The sequence below is a fragment of the Vaginisenegalia massiliensis genome, from assembly GCF_900604935.1.
Lineage (GTDB): Bacteria > Bacillota > Bacilli > Lactobacillales > Aerococcaceae > Vaginisenegalia > Vaginisenegalia massiliensis.
On the sequence record NZ_UWPC01000003.1, the window covers coordinates 118,405 to 136,169 of the forward strand.

A 17,765-nucleotide genomic window follows, 5' to 3' on the forward strand; every position below is an offset into this window, starting at 1 on the left:
ATTGGCTGGGAGGAATGGCGGATGATTATTAGTCCCTTTATTAAAATTGTAAATATGGTCATGAAGAAGCGGGCCGAATCATCAAATAAAATGACCTTCTATCGAGTTGAGTTATGGTCTGACCATATGGAGTTGTTTGACCAAGCTTTGCCTTCGACGATTGGACGTTGGGTTCATCTGGATGAGGTAACACGGTGCGGTTTGCTTAAATCAGCTTTAGCTATGGACCAATTAATGGAAGCCTTGGCTGAACACTATCACTTAAGTGAAGATGATATCGAACTTGTGGATGTGACAGCTAATCCGCAAAAGCTCTATTGGGAATTTTTTGGTTTTAGGTAACAAGAAGATAACGATGTAAATAAAAAACGTGCTAGCTCAGCTAGCACGTTTTTGTTGATTTTATAAGACTTTTTCGAGGAAGTTCTGGGTCCGTTCTTCTTGAGGATGATCGAAGATTTGATCAGGGTGACCATCTTCGACGATGTAGCCACCATCCATGAAGATGACCCGATCAGCTACTTCACGAGCAAAGCCCATTTCGTGGGTAACGACAACCATGGTCATACCTTCTTCGGCTAACTTCTTCATAACACCAAGTACATCGCCCACCATCTCAGGGTCTAAAGCAGAGGTTGGTTCGTCGAAGAGCATAATATCAGGTTTCATGGCAAGGGCACGAGCAATAGCGACCCGCTGTTTTTGTCCACCTGATAAGGAATTAGGATATTTATCGGCTTTATCGGCTAATCCAACTTCTTCTAACAGTTGCATGGCCGTTTGATCCGCTTCCTCTTGATTCATCTTATTTAGCTCTAAGGGAGCTAAGGTGATGTTTTCTTTCACGCTCAAATGAGGGAAGAGATTAAAGTGCTGGAAAACCATACCAATGTTTTGGCGAATTTTATTGATATCAGCCTGTTTATCGGTTAGGTTTTGGCCGTTAACAAAAATTTGCCCCTTTTGAATTTTCTCTAACCGGTTTAGGCAACGTAAGAGGGTGGATTTACCGGAACCTGAGGGACCGATGATGCAAACAACCTGACCTGCATCAATATCCATTGAGATATCTTTAAGTACGACATGATGGCCGTAACTTTTTTTGAGATTTTTTACTTGAATTTTATGTTCGCTCATCTTATACTAGCTCCTTTTCTAGGTGTTTGGATAGCTTAGTTAGGAAAGTGATAATAATGATATACATCAAGCCAACGATTAACCACATACTACCGGATTGGTAGGTGCGAGCAATGACAACCCGACCGGTTTGGGTTAATTCGACTAAACCAATGACAGAAAGAATGGACGTATCTTTCAGGGTGATGACGAATTGGTTAATAAATGAAGGGACCATAATCTTAAAGGCTTGAGGTAACACAATTTTGCGCATAGTAACCTTGTTAGACAAACCTAGACTGCGACCGGCTTCAAATTGGCCTTTAGCAATGGCTTGGATTCCCCCACGAACGATTTCAGCGATATAGGCAGCTGCGTTGAGACTCAAGGTAGCAATACCCGCAATATGGGCACCAAAGGTGATGCCTGTCCATTGGGGAATGCCGAAGTAAATAAAGAAGGCAAGCACAATCAATGGGATACCCCGCATAATATCGATATAGATTTCAGCTATATGATTCACCCAGTTTGATTTACTTGAGCGCATTAAACCTAAAATGACGCCAAAGATTAGAGCAAGTATAATTGAACAGATTGTTACAAGTAATGTTTGACCCAAACCGACCAAGAGGGCAGGGAAGTTTTGTTGTAATTGACCCAATAAACTAGTATCCACTTGTGTTTTTTCAGCTCCTTTACCGACATAGCGATCAATAATTTGATCATATTGGCCGGATTGTTTGATGTTTTTGAGTCCTTGATTAAAGGCTTGTCGCAAGGCTGGATTTTGCCCTTTGTTGACAGCCATCGCTAGCGGGATGGTATCTATTTCTTGTCCCATTAATTCTAGGTCAATGGTGCCGGTTTTAACCGCATAAGCCATGACCGGACGATCCTCGATGACTGCTTGACTATTGCCAGAAGTCACGTCTTGGTACATATTAACCGAGTCTTCGAAACTGACCGTTTTGAAATGATATTGTTTAGATAATTTCTCGGCCAGCTCGGCACCTTGCGTACCGATTTTAACCGCGACTCGCTTACCTTTGAGGTCCGCATAATTTTTAATCTTGGCTTTAGGGTTAACCGCGAAGATAGCTCCACTTTGATAATGAGCATCAGTAAAATCAAAAGACTTCTTTCGCTCGGGTGTTACGCCCATAGCTGCAATCATGCCGTCGACCTGATTACTTTCTAAAGCTTGGATACCAGAAGAGAAAGGCATGAAGCGATAATCAACTTTGAAGCCTTGATCTTTGGCAATCGCGTTGAGAATATCAATATCAATACCGACTAGCTTCCCTTTGCTATCGAGAAATTCGAAGGGAGCGTAGGTTGTATCGGTGGCGATGACAAAGGTTTGTCCTTTGGCAGGTTGATTATCAGCCGCCAAGCTAGTCACGTTTGGCCAAAAGCATCCAATTAGGAGGCTGATTACCAAGAACAGACGACTAAGCTGACGGATTGACGGACAATAGGAATCATTCATTTTTACACCTCGTCTATAAATTAGAATAAGTTAATTATATTGTTTATTCATTCATAGCACAAAAGAAACGCATTAATATAACGTTTTCATGAAATATTCATTAGAATCAATCACTAAATAGATAGTAAATTTAACGATATTTCGTATATTAAGATCGCTATGACGGGCGATCGTTCAAACCAATCTGATAATATGTTATACTGCACCTAAGAAGTGAAGGGAGAATGCGTGATGATAGAACAATTATTAACGGATTTAGCCACTTTGGGTAAAGCAGCCACCGTTCGCCGCTATGAAAAAAATGGAGAACCAAAACCCTACTTTGGCGTCAGCATGGCGGATATTAGTAAGATGGCCAAAAAATATCAAGGGCAGGATTTATCTTTTAAAGACTTATGGCTCACAGGGAACTTAGATGCCCAACTGGTTGCCATTCAATTGTTTAAACCCAACGATTTAGCAGAGGATGAAATTGCTTTGGCCCTTCAACCCAACGTATCAGTGTTAGTTCTTGACAAATTTTGTGACAAAATCTTAGCCAAGCGCTCAGATGCTGCCCAATGGCAGGAGCAATTATTAAAGAGTGACGAAGATCGCTTGGTCCGTTTAGGCTGGGGTTTACGTTTACGTCAAGTGATAGCTAAACAGCTTCCCGAGACAGAAGTGGAGTCACTCTTAACTGAAATCGAAGCGAAGCTCGGCCAGGCTCTGCCGTATACCAAGTGGAATATGAACCGAACCATGGTTGAAATTGCGCTTCATTATCCAGACTTTCGCCCACGTGTTTTGGCAGCGGCTCAAAAGATTGGGGCCTATCAAGATATGAAGGTAGCCAAAGGGTGTACGTCTGCCTATGCACCTGATTGGATCGCGGCTGTTCTGCGGCGACAAGAAAAGTAAGAAACTTTTGTGCTAAATAGAATAACAAGCATGATTTCCCCTTGCCTTGGGCGTGTCCAAGCAAGGGGCATTTTTTATGGAATGGTGCTAATATGGTAAAACGTCAGACTTCTGTCCTTAATGTAAATTATATGTAAATACTAGGTTAAGAGTTTGTAAACCTTGGTTTATAAGACTTTAGGCGGTTGTTGTCAACCTGGGTTTACACTATACTGAAGACAAGGTAGGTCCCTACCTGAATATAAAAGAAGGAGTAGCTATCTAAAAGGAGATAGCACATAGTGACATGGCCAATCATAGCTTAGAAGATTTAATGGCAAAGAAGACAGAAACAGCGAGTCCTAGCCTAGAAAATAATGAAACTCTTGTAGCGGCCACTAAGCAAGATTTATCAAGTTTAACTCAACAAGATCTTGCTAAAGTTCAAGAAGTTAAAGAGAAGATTGATTTAACCGATGCTCAACTCACTTCCATGTACGGGACCAGTGTTCAAAAGCAAATTGCGACCTTCAGTGATACCATCCTTCAAGAAATTAAAGCCAAAGATGCAGGACAAGTGGGAACGTTGTTAACCGATATGGTCGTTCAAGTTGAGAAGTTTGATACTAGCTTACAATCGAGCTTTTTAGATAAAATTCCATTCCTAAACCAAGCTAGCAAAGCCGTTGAACGCTACTTAGCAAAATACAATACCCTTGAATTACAAATCGATAAAATTACGTCTCAACTAGAAAATGCCCGCATGTCCTTACTTCAAGATATCGGCATGTATGACAAACTCTATGACAAGAACAAAGAATATTTCCATAACTTACAAATCTATATCGCTGCCGGTCAAGAAAAGATTAAAGAATTAAGAGAAGTCGAATTGCCTAAGCTCTATGCAGAAGCTAACCAATCCAATGATCCTATGGCTCTCCAAGTAGTGAATGATTATAAAGAATCAATCGATCGCTTTGAAAAACGCATCCACGATTTGGATATATCTAAAACGATAGCTATCCAAACCGCGCCACAAATCAAGTTAATTCAAAATAATGACAAATTATTAGCTGAAAAAATCTCTGATTCCATCACCACCGTTATTCCTTTATGGAAATCGCAGATCATTATTACTTTAGGCTTGGATAAGCAACGGCAAGTCCTAGACATGCAAGAACAAATTTCAAACACCACTAATCGCATGTTGAAAGAAAATGCAGCTAAACTAAAACAAAACACGATTGCGACAGCTAAAGAAGCTGAGCGCTCAATTGTGGATATCGAAACGGTGAAGAAAGTGAATCAAGATTTAATTGAAACCTTGAAAGAGACGCGCCAAATTCATGAAGCGAGCCGACAAAACCGTCAACAAGCTGAGAAAGAATTACGCCAAATTGAATCTGATTTACAAGTAGCGTTAGTTGAATCCATTGGTCAACCCCAAGCTGAATATAGTCAAGCTACACCAAAAACGGTTCCTGGAGATATTGAGTTGTAAGGAGGAAAGATAAGGCGATGAAGCACGAGATTAAACGTAATCAGGCAGCCATCGACTTGTTGTTAGACCCTAGGATGTCAGCCAATGCCTTAGCGCAAAAAACGGGTCTCACCCGTGAAATGATCAGTCGCTATCGGCGGGGTGACGCTCAAGTGAGTAATATGTCGATCCAAACCCTACATAAATTAGAAGATTACTTGGAACAGGATAAGAAAGGAGACGGCCATGTTTAAACAACTACTTAAAGTGTTAGCCATATTTGGTTTTTTAGTCTCTTTGGGTTTTATCATCGGTGCATGTAGCGATGGGGAGGAGAACCAAGTAGCTAAGGCTGATTTTGTGGCCGACTTTGGCGGCGAAAAGCTCAAAGTTCTAGCAGGTTCAGAAATTAAAATTTTAGAGCCGATATTGAAAGATTACGCTAAACAACAAAAGCAAACCATCGAAGTGACCTACATGGGAAGTGTCGATATGATGCGTCTCCTACAAACAGGAAAGATGGACTATGATGCTGTGTGGCCAGCAAGTTCCATGTGGCTAACCCTCGGAGACAAGAACCATATTTTGAAACACCAAGCTTCTATTACCATGACACCGGTTGTGTTTGGTATCAAACAATCCAAAGCTGAAAAATTAGGCTTCACCAAGCAAGCCCCTTCGATTCGCGATATCTTACAGGCTGTCAAGGATAAGAAGATGACCTTCGCCATGACGAGTGCGACCCAATCTAACTCCGGTGCGAGTGCTTATTTATCTTTCTTAACGGCCTTGAGTGGTCAAAAAGTTTTGACTCCTACGATCTTGGCTGATAGTACTATTCAAAAGGATATTCAAAGTTTACTTGCGGGCGTCAACCGTACTTCGGGATCATCTAACTGGTTAGTGGATTTGTTTCTTAAAGGTGACTACGATGCTATGGTTAACTATGAAACCCTGATTATTCAAACTAATCATGAGTTGAAAAAAGCAGGCAAGGAACCTTTATACATGGTTTATCCTAAAGAAGGCATTGTCATGAGTGACTCACCTTTAGCCTATGTGGACCATCAAAAAGAAAAAAAAGAGAAGGCCTTCTTGGCCTTCCAAAAATATTTATTAGCCGATCGGGCCCAAGATGCCATCGAGAAGACGGGACGTCGCAGTGTGTATAACACCGTTCGTCCGGCTAATAAATCAGCTTTCCCAAAGGAATGGGGCTTAGATACCGATCGGGTCTTGAATACCATGCGCTTACCAGAGGCTAAGACCATTGAACAAGCTCTTGGCTTATACCAAACTTCATTCAAAAAGCCAGCTTTAACTTATTATGTCTTAGACTATTCAGGCTCAATGGCCGGAGAACCGGTTGATCAACTGACAAATGCCTTGTCTTACGTAATGTTGCCTGATAAAGCTAAACAATATTTACTACAAGGGCATCCCCAAGACATTACCCGAACTTATGCTTTCAACAGTGAAGTGGAAACGATGCCTCAGGCCAAAGGAAATGGGCAAGAAATGGTTGATCTTTATGAAAAGGTCAAAGAGAAAGAACCTACTGGCGGAACGGCGATGAATACGGCCTTACTGGAAGTCTTTAAACAGATTCAGCAAGACCAAGCCTTGTTTGCGACTCATACACCGATGATTGTCATTCTGTCAGATGGCCGCGCTAATGACTATGACCAAGAAGAGGCGGTAGCAAAAGAATACCAGGCTATGAATTTGGACGTTCCGATTTTTTCAATTCAATTTGGTGATGCGGATGAAACCTATATCAAGCATTTAGCCGAGTTAAGTAATGGGCGTGTCTTTGATGGGCGGAAGGATTTAGTCGGAGCCTTCAAATCTGTGAAAGGATATAATTAATATGTCAGCTACTAAACGCATGATAATTGCTATAGGAGTAAGTTTAACTAGTTTTTTATTGGGCCTATTAGTTTTAAAATGGCCGATCTGGCTAGTGATGCCTGTGGCTTTGGGCTTTTATTTCGGCCTATCCTATATTTTAACCCCACAATTTAAAGTAGCCGATGTAATGGCAGAACATACGGCTTTAAATGAAGAACTTAATCAGCTGTATCTAGATAGCCGTCAACGCTTAGAGCAAATAGCCACTTATCAAACGGCGATTGAACACGAGGCCATTCGTCAGCAGATCGAACAGATTCATGCAGTCGGCCAAGATATTTTGACCCATTTGAGTAGCCATTTACAAGATTTATCTAGCAGTCGGCATTTTCTTGAATATTATTTGCCTAAGACTTTGTCCGTACTGGATAACTATAATAAGTTAGAAGATATTCATTTGTCGGCGGATAAAATGGTGAAAGTTAATGATCGCACTCAACGTTCGTTAACGTTGTTATCGCAGATTTATCAACAGCAACGAGATGATTATTATCAAAATACGGTTTCACAGCTAGAAGTAACGAATGAATTGTTAGAAAAAACCGTTACTTTTGGCCGTGACATGATTCAACAAGAGGATTCCACTAAATAAGAAAGTAGGGGCATTGCATGAAGAAAAATACTCAATTAATTGGCGCGCTAATCTTAGTCGTGACCATGATGGCGATTGCAGGCTTTCTCTTCTTTCAACAGGGTCAGCCTAAACAAGTCGAATTAAGAGGGCTCGTGGGTGGCGAGAAGATTCCTTGGTTAGAAAACACGGAAGTCCAAAAAATTGCCAAGAAAAAATATGGGGTGACTTATGATATTCGTAAGGAAGGGTCAATTGAAATGGTTCAACCCGGCGTCTATCAAGACTATGATTATCTCTTCCCATCCAGTCAGTTTCCAGCCGATTTATTCAAAGCCAATGGTGGGCAGGCTAAGGTAGACGAAATTATACTAAACACGCCTATTGTTCTTTTCTCTCGTAAACCCGTCGTTGAAGCCTTAACGAAAGCGGGTTACGTCAGCCAAAAAGATGGTGTTCATTATGTCGATATGAAGAAACTTGCCTTAGCCATCAAAGAAGGCAAATCATGGCAGTCAATCGGCTTAGGCCAATTATATGGTGACATCTTAGTCGATACGACCGATCCGAATGCCTCTAACTCAGGTAATATGTTCTTGGGTCTTTTAGCTAACTCACTTAATGATAACAAGCCGGTGACCGCTGAGAATTTAGAAGCTATTAAGGATGATGTGAAACAAATTTATGGCAAATTAGGTTATAGCCAGACGTCGTCAGCCGATTTATTTAATCAGTTCTTACAACAAGGGATGGGTGCTTTTCCTTTAATTGCAGCCTACGAGAGTCAATTGCTTGAATTTTCAATTAGTAAACCAGACGTTTACAATCAAATTAAAGATGACATTGTCATCTTGTATCCGACGCCGACCGTTTGGTCTAGCCATGTCTTCATCGGTTTGAATGATGATAGTCGTCAGTTCCAGAAGGCACTTCTGGATCCAGAGGTGCAAAAAATCGCTTGGGAACAACACGGTTTTCGAACCGTGGTAGCGGGAACCAATGATATTAAACATTTCAAGGTAAATGGGGTAGCTAAGGAAGTGACTCAGATTATGCCGTTGCCTAATCCTAAAGTCATGCAAGAATTGATGAAGTTGATTCAATAAAAAATAAATAGGTTTTCTAGCCCTTATCAGCTAGCCCAATTAAGCAAGGGACCGTCCTTCATCCTAAACGGATTACGGACGCAAGCGCCTAGGCTATCCCAATATGAAAAAAGCCTTCGTTCCAAGATCAAGCTAGACCTTGAGAACGGAGGCTATATTTTTTGAAAGAGTCTCACTTACTTTAAATCTTTATAAACGCTTTGACAGGGTTGGTCGTCTTCATAATAAGGGATGCCGATTTTTTGATAGTGGTTTTTTAGATAGAAGGGTAAAGCATCTATTTCCGAATGGATCAGAACTTTTTGGTAGCCTTGACTTTGAGCCGTTTCTTCAAGAGCTTGAAGAATTTGACTAGCCAGGCCACGACCTCGATAAGCGGATAGAGTAGCTACTCGGGTAATGCGGACTGTTTTTGCGTCTTCATCCAATAGACGAGCGGTGGCAACTGGAACTTTGCCATCAAACATAACGGCATAACAGGTTTCGGGGATATCGTTGTCGTCGAATTCGTCATCAGGAGCAATGACTCCATCAATGACAAAAACTTGATAACGGATGTAGCTTGCAGCTGCTCTTAAATACGCTTGAGTGCCAATTTTTAATTCCATCATGAAACTCCTTTGTTGAATTATGGGTTGACTTTACTCTAGTTTATCATTATAATCCTTATGATTACAGGGTTATCTTTAAATGTGTCCGAGAGACACGAAAGTAGCAGAATAATAAGATAGTAGGTTCATTTCCTAAGGGGGATGGTATCTACACTCATATACACTGAAACTTTCCCAGCTCGACACATGGTGTTGAGCTGTTTTTTTGTGCCCAAAGCAAGACAAGGAGTGACAAAATGAAGAAAGAATTGCCGATTATTGCCTTAGACTTTGAGGATGCCTATGAAGCCATGGCTTTCGTTAAGAAGTTTGAATATCAACAATTGAATTTGAAGATTGGGATGGAATTATACTATGCCTCTGGTCCTCAAATTATCCAAGATTTGACCGAAATGGGACACGAGATTTTCCTTGACCTTAAGTTATACGATATTCCTAATACGGTGGAGCGGTCAATGATGGCCCTAGCCAAAAAAGGAGTATCGATGATCAATGTTCACGCCATCGGTGGTAAACATATGATGGAAGCAGCCATGAATGGCTTGGTTCGCGGAACGCGCCTAGGTGCTAAAACACCTCTATTAATCGCCGTGACCCAATTAACGTCTACGACACCAGAAATGTTAGAACGAGATCAATTATCCCGAGTGGGCATGCAAGAGAATATTCTTCACTTGGCTAACCTAACTCAGGAAGCTGGCTTGAACGGGGTAGTTTGTTCGCCGCTTGAAGCAGGCTTAATCAAAGAACATGTTGGCGACAACTTTTTAACCGTTACGCCAGGGATTCGCTTGCAACAAGGGAATGTTCGTAAAGATGATCAAAAGCGGATTGCCACACCGTTTAATGCGGCTGAATTAGGATCAGATTATATTGTTGTGGGTCGACCTATTACCCGGGCAGAAAATCCTGTTGCCACTTATGAAAGTATTTTAGCTGATTGGCAAGCTGGTCGTCTTAAGAAGAATACAGAAGGGAAGTTAGGCTAACTATGGAAAACTTATCTCAAGAAATTGCCAAAACATTATTAGAAATCAATGCGGTGTGTTTAAGCCCCGAAGAGCCTTTTACTTGGACGAGTGGCTTACGAACACCTATTTATTGTGATAATCGTTTAATTATGAGTCATCCTCAAGCTCGTAAAGTAGTGGAAGCGGGCTTTGTCCAAGTTATTAAGGAACGCTTTGCTGAGGTAGATGTTGTGGCAGGTACGGCTACGGCAGGTATTCCTCACGCAGCGTTCATCGCTCAATTGCTTGATTTACCAATGATTTATGTGCGTTCAAGTGCTAAAGAGCATGGTCGCCAAAATCAAATCGAAGGCCAGTTGATCCCTGGTCAACGAGTGCTCATGGTCGAAGACTTAATCTCGACGGGTAAGAGTGTGATTCATGCAGCCCATGCTGTTCAAGAAGCTCACGGCAAAGTGATTGGTTGTGTGGCTGTATTTAACTACTTACTACAAAGTGGTAAAGATGCTTTTGCTCAAGAAGACTTTCCGTTAGTGACCTTAACGAATTATACAGAATTAGTGAAATTAGCCGTTCAACGCCCTGAATTAGCTGCTTATGAAGACAAATTGACTCAATGGTACTTAGATCCGATTGCTTGGTCACAGGCTCACGCTTAATCGTTTATGTTCACTATTTAATAACGTTTACCGAGAGTAAACATTAAAAAGGAGATAATAATAATGAAAGACTTATCAAAAAATACTCAACGTGCCTTAATTGCAGCGATTGTCGCTTCTGGGACCGATGATTTAAATGTCATGTTCCTTGCTTTCTCTATGTCATCGATTATTGCTCAATTGGGCATATCAGCGACCCAAGGGGGCTGGATTGCGACCATTACTAACTTTGGGATGCTAGCAGGGGGCCTATTATTTGGTGTCTTGGCCGATCGTTATAATAAATTCAAAGTCTTTAAATGGACGATCATCATTTTCTCGGTGGCTACTGGATTAATTTTCTTCACTAAAGATATTCATTACCTTTATTTGATGCGGTTTATTGCGGGTGTCGGTGTCGGTGGTGAATATGGGGTGGCCATTGCCATTATGGCTGGAATCGTTCCAGCAGAGAAGATGGGGCGCATCTCTTCCTTAAATGGGATTGCCGGGCAAATTGGATCTATCTCATCGGCTATGTTAGCTGGTTTAATTGCACCTATGTTTGGTTGGCGTGGTCTTTTCTTGTTTGGTCTGGCTCCTTTAGTCTTAGTGGCTTGGATGGTTATGACGATAGATGATCATGCTATTTTTGATCGCTTTGCTACTCAACAAAAAGAGACCAAAGAGAAAGCACGGATTGGTTTATTATTTGCGACTCCAGCCTTAGCGGCTCAAACAGGAGCCCTAATGGTGATGACCACAGTTCAAATTGCTGGCTATTTCGGTATGATGAACTGGTTACCAACAATTATGGAGAAAAGTATTGGTATCTCTGTTAAATCATCTTCACAGTGGATGGTGGCAACCATTGTGGGTATGTGTATCGGGATGCTTGTCTTTGGCCAATTATTAGATAAATTTGGTCCGCGTTTGGTTTACGGTATTTTCTTAGTAGCTTCTGCACTCGCAGTCTATCTATTCTCCTTTGCTCATACAGCCACAGCTATGTTAATCGGTGGTGCTTTGGTTGGCTTCTTCGTCAATGGGATGTTTGCTGGCTACGGAGCTATGATTACTCGCCTTTATCCGGGTCACATTCGCTCGATTGCTAACAATACGATTTTAAATGTCGGCCGAGCTATTGGTGGCTTCTCATCAGTTATCATTGGGATGATTCTCGATCGCTCAAATACGACGATGGTTATGCTTTTCTTAGCAAGTTTATACTTAATTAGTTTAGCCGCTATGCTGACCATCAAACAATTGAAGTGGTCGACTTATAGCCAATTAGGCCAGCCTGTTCCCGCAAGTCTAGTTGATGAAGTGACCAATGACCTCGATCCTCGTCTTGCGTAATTTAATAAGAAGAAATCCCCATCTCACTTTTAAGCGAGATGGGGATTATTTTTGTTTAGTTTGAAGAAAGCATGTCATCAGGTACGAAATCATCAGTGTCGCCTTGTCGGCACCAGATGACGAAATGTTCACAGTTTTGATAGAGCAGATTATAGTCAGTTTCATTAAGCTGACTTTTGGCCCGTTGAATGGCTTCTTTGATGGAATAAGTCAGCGGGCTCTGATCATTATTTAGACGTTTAATGGGTAAGCCCATGGAAAACTCTTGTAAATTGGATTGAATGATTTTATAAGAATCTGGCGTTATTGAGAAATGAATGACTTGATTATGACCAATATAGATTCCATGGTGAGTAAAAAAGCCAAAGGAAACAAACAAATGATCAGCTGGCTTGGGCCAACGAACATCCTGACCATTAATGAAAGGGTTCCGCAAAGTCACGCCTAGATTATTGAGTTTGGCCTGAGCATCTTCATCTAGGTCGGCAAATTTAAGTGGGGGTGGATCTGTGAAGTCGGATAATTCGAGTAGCAATTCATTGGCTTTCTTTAAATAGGGACTACGATAAGGAAAAGGATTTAATTGGGAAAAGGTTTCGCTAAAGGATAAGAAGCGATGGTCTTTTCGCAGACGGTCCCAAGTATCGTGTCGTAATTTATTTAGATGAACCACATAATGAATCGCCTGTTTAAATAAATCTTGTTTTAACATAGCGATCACTCCTTAACAATTCCTTAGCTCTATTTTGACGCTCTTAAGCTTAAAAAGCTAGTAAAAAGTGAGTGAGGTGAATATTTTCTTCCTATTAACATTCTGTCTTCCCTAAAGGTCAGGATAGGACTTTAGCTAGACTTATGTTAGAATAAAAAAGAGATTATATTTAAAGAGGTGACGGGCAGTGAATGAACACACCAAGGCCGTGTCGGGCCAACAAGAGATCCTGATTCAATATATGCTTCAAGATCAAGACTATCTTGCTTTGAACCAATACTTGGAACAGATAGGTTTAGCCAATGATGCGTCAGCAAAAGCTTATGTAAGTCTAGCACAAGCGATTTTGGCTGTCGATTTAAAGACGGTGGCTCAATTGGCACCAAGATTGAATTATGACTACTTACTTCAAGGGTCAGACTTAGAGCAAGCGACCTATGCTTATTTTCTCTATTTAAGTGTTCAATTAAAACGGCACGAATATATGGATTACTTGCGTGGTTTAACGCCTATTTTAGTCAATGTCTTTCGCTTATTAATTGAGCATGACTTCATGCCAAATTTGGCAGATTACATGGAACCTATCCATAAAGAATCTGATCACGGTGATAATCTGTATCGAGGTATCCAATGGTCAAGAAGTAAGGTGATGGCTAAGCCCAACCGAATTCAAAGTACTTGGCATCATTATTATGGAGATAGCTTCGATTACGAACAATATGTGTCTTCAAGTCATTTGTTAAAATTAATCGAAAGCTATAGTAAACATCCTGACTTGGTTGCTAAGGCTCAACAAATGCGACAAGTTGAGAAATTAGTGCGCAATATGGTTGCCCACGAAGTGGTCTATGTTAATCCTGAATGGATTGAAGCCCGTTGCCATTTAAGTCCTATGCAAATTCATGAATTATTGTTAGAATTAATGACGCTCGCTGGTCTAGACAAGAAGCCTCACTTACAGGTCCTAAGCCAGTTAAATCATGATATTTTGACCGCCCTTAAGCTCATTAAACAAGAAAATTAATAAACGAGGAGTAAATTATGAAAAAGTTAATTGTCCGTGGTGGAAAACCCCTTACAGGAGAAATTACAATCAATGGTGCTAAAAATTCAACCGTTGCTTTAATCCCAGCAGCGATTATGGCTGATTCAGAGGTTGTACTTGAAGGGGTACCGGATATTCAGGATGTCTATTCCTTGATTGAAATTTTGAATGACTTTAATGTGAAGACTCACTTTGAAAATAATGTCTTGCGCATTGATCCCCGAGAAATGGTGTCGATTCCAATGCCAACTGGGAAAATTCAAAGTTTACGAGCGTCTTATTATTTCATGGGAGCGACCTTGGCTAAATTCGGTGAAGGGGTTATTGGTCTGCCAGGCGGCTGCTTCTTAGGTCCTCGTCCGATTGACCAACATTTGAAAGCCTTTCGCTCACTTGGGGTGGATGTACAAGATGAATTTGGAGTCGTGACCCTGACTTCGCCTAACGGCATGAAAGGGGCTCGCATCTATATGGACGTAGTCTCTGTTGGGGCGACTATTAACTGTATCTTAGCAGCGGTGCGTGCAGAAGGCAAAACCGTTATCGAAAATGCGGCTCGTGAACCTGAAATTATCGATTTAGTTACGCTTTTGAATAAGATGGGCGCTCAAATTAAAGGGGCTGGAACCAATGTCATTCGAATCGAAGGGGTTAAAGAATTGCATGGTTGTAACCATACTATTATTCCTGACCGTATTGAAGCAGGTACTTATATCACTGCAGCGGCGGCTATGGGCCAAGGCGTGAAAGTGAATAATGTCTTGTTCGAACATATTGAAAGTTTTATCGCCAAAATTATGGAGATGGGCGTTGAATTAGAAGTAGGCGAAGATAGCATCTTCGTAAAACCGAGTCGCGATCTTATAGCTGTCTCTATCAAAACCTTACCTTATCCAGGCTTTGCGACTGACTTACAACAACCTTTAACACCGCTATTAGCTTTAGCTAAAGGGGAAGGCACCATTACGGACACCATTTATCCACAACGGGTGAAACATATCCCTGAGTTAAACCGCATGGGGGCTGATATTCGCATTGATGGCGATATCATCCGTACCAAGGGTCCAGCTAAATTAACGGGTGTTGAAGTTAAAGCAAGCGATTTAAGAGCGGGTGCTTGCTTAGTTATTGCTGGTTTGATCGCGGAAGGGGAAACCGTTATTACAGGTGTCGAAAATATCTTGCGAGGATATTCGAATATTGTCGGTAAACTTCGTGATTTAGGTGCTGATATTGAAATGATTGAGGATGATAGTCCAGAAATTTAATCTGGTCGAAAGGAATAACTGCGACAAATTTCATCATGAGTTGACCGTTGCACAGCCAAAATTTGGTTGAGAGGTCGACTCTTTTTATTCGTTGAGGAGGCAATAAGATGGCAAAACCCGTTAAGACCAATGCGATGAGGTGGCTAGATCAACGAGGTATAGCCTACCAAGCACATCAATATGAAGGTGATAGCCGAACGACTGGTTTGCAAGTAGCTCAACGCTTAGGCGAAAATCCAGATCAAGTCTTTAAAACTTTAGTTACCCAAGGAAAATCTAAACAATATTATGTTTTTATGGTTCCTGTAGCAGCTAGTCTTAATTTGAAAGCGGCAGCGGAAGCAGTGGATGAGAAAGCGATTGCTATGATAAAAGAGAAAGATTTGTTGGCCTTAACCGGCTATGTCCATGGTGGTTGTTCACCGATTGGTATGAAAAAAGTTTTTCCGACTGTTCTGGATCAATCGGCTTTAAGTCAAGACCAACTTATATTTTCAGCAGGTAAAATCGGCTATCAAATTCAGATGGCACGTGAAGATTTTCAAAAAGTCTTTCCGATTAAAATAGCCAATTTAATCGACTAAGAATCACCTAGAATAGATAAGCGACGAGTAAAACAACCATTATTTATAGACAAATATTGACAGCGCTTACCCCGAATGCTAGACTTAATGCGCTATTGTGCAAAAGGTCATAAAAACTAAAAAGTCAAAGGAGGATGAAAGTGAGTCAAATTCCAACCCCTCATATTGAGGCGACCAGTCCAGACCAAATTGCGAATACCGTCTTGATGCCGGGCGATCCATTGCGAGCAAAATTCATTGCAGAGACCTACTTGGACCAAGTAGAATGCTTTAATCAAGTCCGCGGCATGTATGGATATACTGGCTATTATAAAGGTAAGCGCATTTCGGTCATGGGTTCAGGCATGGGGATGCCTTCAGCCATGATTTATTATCATGAGTTATTTGCGTTTTATGATGTTCAAACCATCATACGAATTGGTACCGCAGGTGCTTTACAAGCTGATATTCGACTAAAAGATATTGTAGTAGCGACTGCAGCCTGCACAAATTCCATTATTAACCATAATAAATTTGGCAATACGCGTTTTGCCCCAACACCTGACTTTGATTTATTGGTAAAGGCCAAGGAAGAGGCGGAACGAATGGGAATTCGAACCCATTTTGGTACGGTATTATCTTCGGATGAGTTTTATAGCGATGAGAAAGTAGAGATAAGCCAAAAATTAGCTCAATACGGAGTTTTAGCAGCCGAGATGGAATCCGGTGCCCTCTTTACGACAGCTCGTAAATTGGGTAAACGTAGTTTAGCTTTGTTTACTATCAGTGATAGTCTCGTTACCGATGAGTCTGAATCAGCTCAAGAGCGCCAACAAGCCTATCGCCAAATGATGGAACTAGCACTAGAAATTGCACCAGAATAAAAGGAGACGAAAATATAATGAAACGATTTTTTACTAAACTTTGTGTTTTGATGATGGCCTTTAGTCTATTAGCGCCTCTATGGGGGTCTTTACCAACTGCTCAAGCAGCAGACAAAAAAGATGGACCTTTGAAAGTTGCCTTATTAATTGGTAACCGGGGCGATATGTCTTTCTTTGATTCAGCTGTAGCTGGTATGGAGAAGGCTGAAAAAGAATTTGGCAAGAAAATCGATGTTAAAATTATTGAACACGGTGATGATCCAAGCGGATTTGAACCAAACTTCTTAGATGCAGCGGACTCTGGGGTTGATGTTGTGATTGTGAGCTCAACCTTATCAGAATTTGTAACGAAGTATGCGCCTGATTATCCAGATGTTGAGTTCTGGATATTTGATACTGAATTTGACTTTTCTAAAGGGGATTACCCAAATGTTTATTCCATTGTCTATAAAGCCAATGAAGCTTCATTCTTAGGTGGATATTTAGTAGCTGCTCAATCTAAATCTGGCGTGATTGGTTTCTTAGGAGGAATTGATCAAAATATCATTTCTGACTTCTTAGTTGGATTTATTCAAGGAGCTAAAGAAGCTAAACCTGACATTAAAGTAGCCACCTCGTACGTAGGATCTTGGACGGATTCGGCTAAAGGTAAAGAGTTGGGTATTGCTATGTATAATCAAGGGGCTGATATTGTCTTTAACGTAGCCGGAGGTTCTGGTGTAGGTCTAATTGAAGCCGCTGTTGAGAATAAGAAACAAGTATTAGGTGTCGATAGTGACCAAGCTATGATGTATAAAGCTCAAGGTAAAGAAGACTTCGCTAAAGTTATTCCGACCTCTGTTCTTAAGAATGTTGGCGATTCATTGCATCGTGCAATTGGTTTACGTTTAGAAGGTAAACTTAAATTAGGTGCCAATGAAGAATTAGGGATTAAAGAAGGATCAGTTGGTCTAGCTGATAATGAGTATTTCCAAGCAGCGTATCCTGAAGATTTACGAGCTAAAGTGAAAGAACTAGAAGATAAGATTATCAAAGGCGAAATTAAAGTAGATTCAGGTTATGGTATGCCGACTGAAAAAGTGAAGGAAATCCGTGATGGAGTTAAGCCATAATACGTCTATTAGATGACTAATTAAACAATAAACAATCCGTACCGATTACT

19 protein-coding genes are annotated in these 17,765 nt (G+C 41.0%); 15 read left to right on the forward strand and 4 right to left on the reverse strand.

Going from position 1 to position 17,765, the window contains the following annotated elements; all coding sequences use genetic code 11:
- Positions 1-21 precede the first annotated feature (21 nt).
- A complete protein-coding gene (locus EIH20_RS02735) occupies positions 22-342 on the forward strand; it encodes a hypothetical protein (RefSeq protein ID WP_124057830.1) in 321 nt (106 codons plus the stop codon).
- A gap of 60 nt (positions 343-402) precedes the next feature.
- On the opposite strand, the gene EIH20_RS02740 is transcribed toward EIH20_RS02735, so the two are convergent.
- Both EIH20_RS02740 and EIH20_RS02745 read right to left on the reverse strand, forming a co-directional pair.
- Positions 403-1,137, reverse strand: a complete 735-nt coding sequence (locus EIH20_RS02740) for an amino acid ABC transporter ATP-binding protein (protein WP_124057831.1) — start codon at positions 1,135-1,137, stop codon at positions 403-405.
- Between the two features lies 1 nt (position 1,138).
- On the reverse strand, positions 1,139-2,605 hold the full coding sequence (locus EIH20_RS02745; protein ID WP_124057832.1) for an ABC transporter substrate-binding protein/permease: 1,467 nt from the start codon (positions 2,603-2,605) through the stop codon (positions 1,139-1,141).
- Between the two features lie 231 nt (positions 2,606-2,836).
- On the opposite strand from EIH20_RS02745, the gene EIH20_RS02750 reads away from it, so the two are divergent.
- The 6 genes from EIH20_RS02750 (at position 2,837) to EIH20_RS02775 (ending at position 8,552) form a co-directional block, all read left to right on the forward strand.
- Entirely contained in the window at positions 2,837-3,505 is a 669-nt protein-coding gene (locus EIH20_RS02750; protein WP_124057833.1) for a DNA alkylation repair protein, read from the forward strand.
- A 286-nt stretch (positions 3,506-3,791) separates the two neighbouring features.
- On the forward strand, positions 3,792-4,985 hold the full coding sequence (locus EIH20_RS02755; RefSeq protein WP_124057834.1) for a toxic anion resistance protein: 1,194 nt from the start codon (positions 3,792-3,794) through the stop codon (positions 4,983-4,985).
- A gap of 17 nt (positions 4,986-5,002) precedes the next feature.
- On the forward strand, positions 5,003-5,218 hold the full coding sequence (locus EIH20_RS02760) for a helix-turn-helix domain-containing protein (protein WP_124057835.1): 216 nt from the start codon (positions 5,003-5,005) through the stop codon (positions 5,216-5,218).
- Positions 5,211-6,833, forward strand: a complete 1,623-nt coding sequence (locus EIH20_RS02765; RefSeq protein WP_124057836.1) for a substrate-binding domain-containing protein — start codon at positions 5,211-5,213, stop codon at positions 6,831-6,833. Before EIH20_RS02760 ends, EIH20_RS02765 begins: the two co-directional genes overlap by 8 nt.
- A gap of 1 nt (position 6,834) precedes the next feature.
- On the forward strand, positions 6,835-7,467 hold the full coding sequence (locus EIH20_RS02770) for a 5-bromo-4-chloroindolyl phosphate hydrolysis family protein (protein WP_124057837.1): 633 nt from the start codon (positions 6,835-6,837) through the stop codon (positions 7,465-7,467).
- Positions 7,468-7,484: 17 nt separating this feature from the next.
- Complete coding sequence (locus EIH20_RS02775; RefSeq protein WP_124057838.1) at positions 7,485-8,552, forward strand: type 2 periplasmic-binding domain-containing protein; 1,068 nt, start codon at positions 7,485-7,487, stop codon at positions 8,550-8,552.
- Positions 8,553-8,728: 176 nt separating this feature from the next.
- Here the strand turns inward: EIH20_RS02775 and EIH20_RS02780 are convergent, their stop codons facing one another.
- Complete coding sequence (locus EIH20_RS02780; protein ID WP_241152366.1) at positions 8,729-9,160, reverse strand: GNAT family N-acetyltransferase; 432 nt, start codon at positions 9,158-9,160, stop codon at positions 8,729-8,731.
- Positions 9,161-9,399: 239 nt separating this feature from the next.
- Between EIH20_RS02780 and pyrF the strand changes: the two genes are divergently transcribed.
- The 3 genes from pyrF to EIH20_RS02795 all read left to right on the forward strand — a co-directional run bounded on the left by pyrF (position 9,400) and on the right by EIH20_RS02795 (position 12,131).
- A complete protein-coding gene (gene pyrF / locus EIH20_RS02785; RefSeq protein WP_124057840.1) occupies positions 9,400-10,152 on the forward strand; it encodes an orotidine-5'-phosphate decarboxylase in 753 nt (250 codons plus the stop codon).
- A 2-nt stretch (positions 10,153-10,154) separates the two neighbouring features.
- Positions 10,155-10,793, forward strand: coding sequence for an orotate phosphoribosyltransferase (pyrE, locus tag EIH20_RS02790; RefSeq protein WP_124057841.1), 639 nt, complete (start codon positions 10,155-10,157; stop codon positions 10,791-10,793).
- A 63-nt stretch (positions 10,794-10,856) separates the two neighbouring features.
- Positions 10,857-12,131 (forward strand): MFS transporter, encoded by a 1,275-nt coding sequence (locus tag EIH20_RS02795; RefSeq protein WP_124057842.1) that lies wholly within the window; start codon positions 10,857-10,859, stop codon positions 12,129-12,131.
- Between the two features lie 55 nt (positions 12,132-12,186).
- Here the strand turns inward: EIH20_RS02795 and EIH20_RS02800 are convergent, their stop codons facing one another.
- On the reverse strand, positions 12,187-12,843 hold the full coding sequence (locus tag EIH20_RS02800) for a lecithin retinol acyltransferase family protein (protein WP_124057843.1): 657 nt from the start codon (positions 12,841-12,843) through the stop codon (positions 12,187-12,189).
- A 187-nt stretch (positions 12,844-13,030) separates the two neighbouring features.
- Here EIH20_RS02800 and EIH20_RS02805 point away from each other — a divergent pair, with 187 nt between their 5' ends.
- The 5 genes from EIH20_RS02805 to EIH20_RS02825 all read left to right on the forward strand — a co-directional run bounded on the left by EIH20_RS02805 (position 13,031) and on the right by EIH20_RS02825 (position 17,715).
- Positions 13,031-13,867 carry a hypothetical protein gene (locus EIH20_RS02805; RefSeq protein ID WP_124057844.1) on the forward strand — a complete coding sequence of 279 codons (837 nt, stop codon included), beginning with the start codon at positions 13,031-13,033 and terminating at the stop codon, positions 13,865-13,867.
- Between the two features lie 17 nt (positions 13,868-13,884).
- Positions 13,885-15,156, forward strand: a complete 1,272-nt coding sequence (locus EIH20_RS02810) for a UDP-N-acetylglucosamine 1-carboxyvinyltransferase (protein WP_124057845.1) — start codon at positions 13,885-13,887, stop codon at positions 15,154-15,156.
- Positions 15,157-15,263: 107 nt separating this feature from the next.
- Positions 15,264-15,740 (forward strand): Cys-tRNA(Pro) deacylase, encoded by a 477-nt coding sequence (gene ybaK / locus EIH20_RS02815; protein ID WP_124057846.1) that lies wholly within the window; start codon positions 15,264-15,266, stop codon positions 15,738-15,740.
- A gap of 149 nt (positions 15,741-15,889) precedes the next feature.
- Positions 15,890-16,603, forward strand: coding sequence for a purine-nucleoside phosphorylase (deoD, locus tag EIH20_RS02820; RefSeq protein ID WP_277423379.1), 714 nt, complete (start codon positions 15,890-15,892; stop codon positions 16,601-16,603).
- A gap of 17 nt (positions 16,604-16,620) precedes the next feature.
- Positions 16,621-17,715 carry a BMP family ABC transporter substrate-binding protein gene (locus EIH20_RS02825; protein WP_124057848.1) on the forward strand — a complete coding sequence of 365 codons (1,095 nt, stop codon included), beginning with the start codon at positions 16,621-16,623 and terminating at the stop codon, positions 17,713-17,715.
- The last annotated feature ends 50 nt before the right edge of the window (positions 17,716-17,765 follow it).

Bases quoted from the DNA above. Each gene is read 5' to 3' on its own strand.
- EIH20_RS02735 (WP_124057830.1), top strand. From the start codon at position 22: ATGATTATTAGTCCCTTTATTAAAATTGTAAATATGGTCATGAAGAAG.
- EIH20_RS02740 (WP_124057831.1), bottom strand. From the start codon at position 1,137: ATGAGCGAACATAAAATTCAAGTAAAAAATCTCAAAAAAAGTTACGGC.
- EIH20_RS02745 (WP_124057832.1), bottom strand. From the start codon at position 2,605: ATGAATGATTCCTATTGTCCGTCAATCCGTCAGCTTAGTCGTCTGTTC.
- EIH20_RS02750 (WP_124057833.1), top strand. From the start codon at position 2,837: ATGATAGAACAATTATTAACGGATTTAGCCACTTTGGGTAAAGCAGCC.
- EIH20_RS02755 (WP_124057834.1), top strand. From the start codon at position 3,792: ATGGCCAATCATAGCTTAGAAGATTTAATGGCAAAGAAGACAGAAACA.
- EIH20_RS02760 (WP_124057835.1), top strand. From the start codon at position 5,003: ATGAAGCACGAGATTAAACGTAATCAGGCAGCCATCGACTTGTTGTTA.
- EIH20_RS02765 (WP_124057836.1), top strand. From the start codon at position 5,211: ATGTTTAAACAACTACTTAAAGTGTTAGCCATATTTGGTTTTTTAGTC.
- EIH20_RS02770 (WP_124057837.1), top strand. From the start codon at position 6,835: ATGTCAGCTACTAAACGCATGATAATTGCTATAGGAGTAAGTTTAACT.
- EIH20_RS02775 (WP_124057838.1), top strand. From the start codon at position 7,485: ATGAAGAAAAATACTCAATTAATTGGCGCGCTAATCTTAGTCGTGACC.
- EIH20_RS02780 (WP_241152366.1), bottom strand. From the start codon at position 9,160: ATGGAATTAAAAATTGGCACTCAAGCGTATTTAAGAGCAGCTGCAAGC.
- pyrF (WP_124057840.1), top strand. From the start codon at position 9,400: ATGAAGAAAGAATTGCCGATTATTGCCTTAGACTTTGAGGATGCCTAT.
- pyrE (WP_124057841.1), top strand. From the start codon at position 10,155: ATGGAAAACTTATCTCAAGAAATTGCCAAAACATTATTAGAAATCAAT.
- EIH20_RS02795 (WP_124057842.1), top strand. From the start codon at position 10,857: ATGAAAGACTTATCAAAAAATACTCAACGTGCCTTAATTGCAGCGATT.
- EIH20_RS02800 (WP_124057843.1), bottom strand. From the start codon at position 12,843: ATGTTAAAACAAGATTTATTTAAACAGGCGATTCATTATGTGGTTCAT.
- EIH20_RS02810 (WP_124057845.1), top strand. From the start codon at position 13,885: ATGAAAAAGTTAATTGTCCGTGGTGGAAAACCCCTTACAGGAGAAATT.
- ybaK (WP_124057846.1), top strand. From the start codon at position 15,264: ATGGCAAAACCCGTTAAGACCAATGCGATGAGGTGGCTAGATCAACGA.
- EIH20_RS02825 (WP_124057848.1), top strand. From the start codon at position 16,621: ATGAAACGATTTTTTACTAAACTTTGTGTTTTGATGATGGCCTTTAGT.